Here is a 3958-nt window from a genome sequence, read left to right as displayed (position 1 = left end):
AATGGAGGCGAAGCGCCTCAAGGAGCCATGTCCGGTGTTTCACGCGATAGTGTCCATTAAAAAATGATGGACACTATTTTCCCGGAACCGGAGCCCGCTGCACAGACGGTTTAAATGTGACGCTTACTTACGCCCCGCCTTCTGGCGGTTCATCATGTAGTAAGGGTGCAGCGACATCCGCATGCGCAGTTCGCTGAGGCCGGTTTCCGGATCGGTTTTCACCAGCCGGTTGTAAAGGTAGCCGATCTGGCCACCGACCGGTTTGTAGCGCGCCGGCCGGAACCACTGCGGATTTTCGCATTTAGCGCGCGTGGAGTGTTCACCCCTTACGCGACGGGTCTTACGGGGTACGACGGGGACGAGAAAAGAGGCCGTTTCACCGGCGTCGACGCCCTGCCAGAAACGTATCTGTTCTTCCGTGCTGAGCTGACTCCAGTGACGAAAAGGGGTGCGCTGTTTCACGACGGCGTCCCCCTTCTCCGCTGCACACGCTCAGCTTTAAGGCGGGCCGCCTGGAGATGGTCTGGCCTGATCCTGAGGGCCGTAAACAGGTCGGGGGTGAACAAAATGTGTAACAGCCCGTCCGCATCACTCCCGCGAACGATATATTCAGTATCTTCCAGCGTCAGAAGCGCCCGATTAGCCTGCCGGCGACCGGTGAACGCGCACTCCCTGACCATCTCTCCGGGGAAGCGCTGAACGGAATTCGAGACAGGATCGTAATAAAAACACAGCCATTCCAGCAGCACCCCTGTGGACGTGAGACGATCCTTCCGGGGCATCCTTTTAAACTTACCCACCGCTTTAGCACAAAATACCCTGAGCGAGAGGCCACTGCCGGACGTCAGAATCCTGACTCTCTTCACCAGCTGGCGGCAGAGCCCCGGCCGGATGACTGCCGTCGGGGACGTGAATAGCGGTACGGAATATTTACTGACAGCAGAATGGTCGCCATGTGGGCGCTCTCCTGCATGCGGAGTCGGGCACAAATTCCCGATTAGTGTCTTGTCATTCACCCTGTCCCGGACTTATGGCGGACAGGGGTTGTCTTATGAAATGCATGCGATATAATCCTTCACAGGCCTGTGCCTGCTTTTGACCCCCTGATTTCTGAATCCAGCCCGCCAAAGTTGAAGACAGAATCAGGGGGTTTTTGCATTCAGAATCCGGGCACGCCGGATTCTGACCTTGGACGTTTTACGGATACGTCCTATCCGGATAGTCGGTAACCCCCGCAGCCGCGCATGTTCGGTCACGGAGGTTTGTGCTCTCCTTCTCTGCAGACCGCCACAGCCCACCGGAAAGGATCGTTACGATCGCGCCACACGATCATCATAAAATCATACCCTCAGAAAAATCTCAGATCTAGCCTGATGTTAAACTTCGTAACCTTTTTGCATTACAAAAATGTCCCGATCACGGGTGTATGTTTTTCTGCTTTCTCCCAGCATGGCTGGGTATATCGAAATGCTCTGTTTTGTACGAAAAGCAGACAGGAAGAGACTAAAGTTAGCTAAAATCGAGGCGATAACTGTTAATGAAGTGCGAGCTTCCCTAAAAGAAAAACTTGTAATGGTCAAATTTCGCCGGCCGCTTTGCCGAGCTGCCGGCTTTTTTCTCTTCTTGCACGAAACAGTATGCGTCTTACGGAAATCCGTTATATGTGATGAAGGAACGTTCCTCCAGGAAGTAAAATTACCCATCTGCCATGGACTGTTGCACTCTCCCCTTCTCGCATACCAGACCTTTCCTTTATCTGAGCGGTTTATACCGTCCAGCGCGGCCATTAAAACGTCTGCGTTGGCCCGCTGCTACTTTTCACTGAACACGTCAAACTGCGCTACGCCTGACTGATAAAATCACTCAGCATCACATCCGCTCTGATATACCGGAAACCATCCCGCCAGAGGGTGGAAAGACCGCGGAGCGCTGAAGCTATAATGTCCCGTGTAGCAACCGGTCGGATTGTCACAGAGACACGACGCAGTATTTAAATACTCTGGCTCACTGCCATGACTGGCGGTGCTGACTGACACGCTGATATGGCGGCAACGCGAATTCTGCTCCCTGAGCGTGACTGAAGGCGAAACGTTGGCGGGGCATCTGCTAAGCAGTGGTGAGCTTTTGTCAAAGCCTGTTGCAAATGCTCATCCCTGCTTTTGCAACAGGCAATAAAACTGCACATTATCTCTTTGCTGTCAGTGGTTCAGAGTAACAGCAGTCAGGGTTGATGATGAGAATGAACCTCGTCTGATGTGTCGAGCGCCCGCGGTTCAACCGTCATGGTTGTTATTCATTAGATAATCAAAACTTCTGCCATAGTAGGCTGAATCGCGGGTGTATGTGGTGCTCGGATCGGTGTTGATCCTGACATCGAAAGACCCAAAAGAATCATCATTCAGAGCGTGACGGACAAGGTCAGATGAATGCAGCGACGGTAATCCCTCTTTTCTGAGTTTTCTCTGTAACTCATCCGTATTCATCACTTTAATATCGGTAAGTCTGGCCATATCGCTGCGACTTGCCAGATTGGAGACATCCCAGGTTTCGTTACGGTAATGTGCCATCAGGTCGGTCAGGGGCATATGTGTATTACTGCTCGCATCGTGCAGCACCGTCTGGTCGAGCGTACTGGCACTGGGATGTGCAGGCCAGGCATCGACCACTACCGTGTTACGCTCACCATAATGGGGGGCTCGGTGATCACCCAGCATGACAAGTTCATGACTGTTATCTCCTGGCAGGCGAATTCGCATACGTGAAATGGGGCGATCAACACCTTTGCTTTTCAGTGCCGCAGAGGCGACAGCCGCATGAACCGAACAGTTACCTCCCTGGAACTTTTGCGCGCGCTTTAGCTGGTTAGTGATTCCAACTCCCGAATATTTTTCATATCCCAGGTGCATCCTTGCCCAGCTCTCACCGGACGTGGCAAGGATAGAATGACGCTGGTTGCCAGCACCATGGGGGATAACATTTTTCACCACGCGATTTGCCCAGCTGGCATCGGCCAGCGCAGACATAGTGCCTGAACTCACCACTACTTCACGGTGCTGATAGCCGCCAGGCAAGCCTAATGAGCTGGCGCTGTAAGTCTGGTGAACTTTGTTGTCCGTCTCGTAATGTTCAACGATAGCGTTATAAGAGGATGATGAACCACCTCCAAACACGCGGAAATTAGGCATGGAAGCTCCCTAATGTGTTTAAAATGAAAGTATGTCTTTGTAACCAGTTCATGTAATGCTTTTAACTCAGATGGTACGGATAAATGTATTGCTGCTGTTATTTTTTCGGTGTGATTTCACCACGAAATATTCCGCCTGACAGATGAAGGATGTTCCTGAACATTTTGATGACACTCTCCTCATTCAGCTCACTGAGAAGCTGGCGAGTGGAGATAATCAGTTTTTTTCTTTGACTGTCCATGCCAAAAACAACCGTGGGATGTGTCAGTGAAAACCTGTTTTCCATTAACAGAGATTCCATTCCTGCTGGCGTAAACCAGTCAGCTGGTGCCACAAAAGTCGCCACAATATTAATATATCCGGGTAGCGTACCAATCAGATGGATACTCAGGTCATGATCGAAAACCAGCAGATAAACGTCATCATCCTGGTGTGATTCAGTTGATGCGTCTGGCTGGAAAATCTTCGTAATGCACCTGGATAGTGTATGGAATTCTTTATTGCGCACAGTATGTTCCTTATGGTTTAAATCTGCTTAGTGGTGAACACACACGCTGAGTTCCATTTTGTGGCAGTATGCGAGGCAGGTATAAGTAACCCGCAATAAGTGAAATGTGGACATTACAGGCTTCTTGCTTCCTGTAAGGGGCTTTGTTGAATAAATCATACTCAGGGCGAAAGTCTCTGTAGCTGACAGGTTTTTCAGGCAATACGTATGCTTTCTGCCATTCCTGCCTTTGTCATTCTGTTCAGCGCCCGAACCATGGCCAGAG

At 50.8% G+C, this 3958-nt stretch carries 2 protein-coding genes and 1 pseudogene; all 3 read right to left on the bottom strand.

The window, feature by feature from the left end:
* Positions 1–126: 126 nt before the first annotated feature.
* A pseudogene (locus tag F7Q90_RS24855) lies at positions 127–462 on the bottom strand (plasmid replication initiator RepA); the annotation flags it as partial.
* A 1811-nt stretch (positions 463–2273) separates the two neighbouring features.
* Positions 2274–3185 (bottom strand): hypothetical protein, encoded by a 912-nt coding sequence (locus F7Q90_RS24845; protein WP_006122105.1) that lies wholly within the window; start codon positions 3183–3185, stop codon positions 2274–2276.
* A gap of 97 nt (positions 3186–3282) precedes the next feature.
* Positions 3283–3693, bottom strand: a complete 411-nt coding sequence (locus F7Q90_RS24840) for a type III secretion system chaperone family protein (protein WP_006122104.1) — start codon at positions 3691–3693, stop codon at positions 3283–3285.
* Between the last annotated feature and the right edge of the window lie 265 nt (positions 3694–3958).

The sequence above is a fragment of the Pantoea stewartii subsp. stewartii genome, assembly GCF_008801695.1.
Taxonomy (GTDB): domain Bacteria; phylum Pseudomonadota; class Gammaproteobacteria; order Enterobacterales; family Enterobacteriaceae; genus Pantoea; species Pantoea stewartii.
The sequence above is the reverse complement of the archived record's forward strand: the minus strand, read 5'-3'. Positions and strand labels throughout refer to the sequence as shown.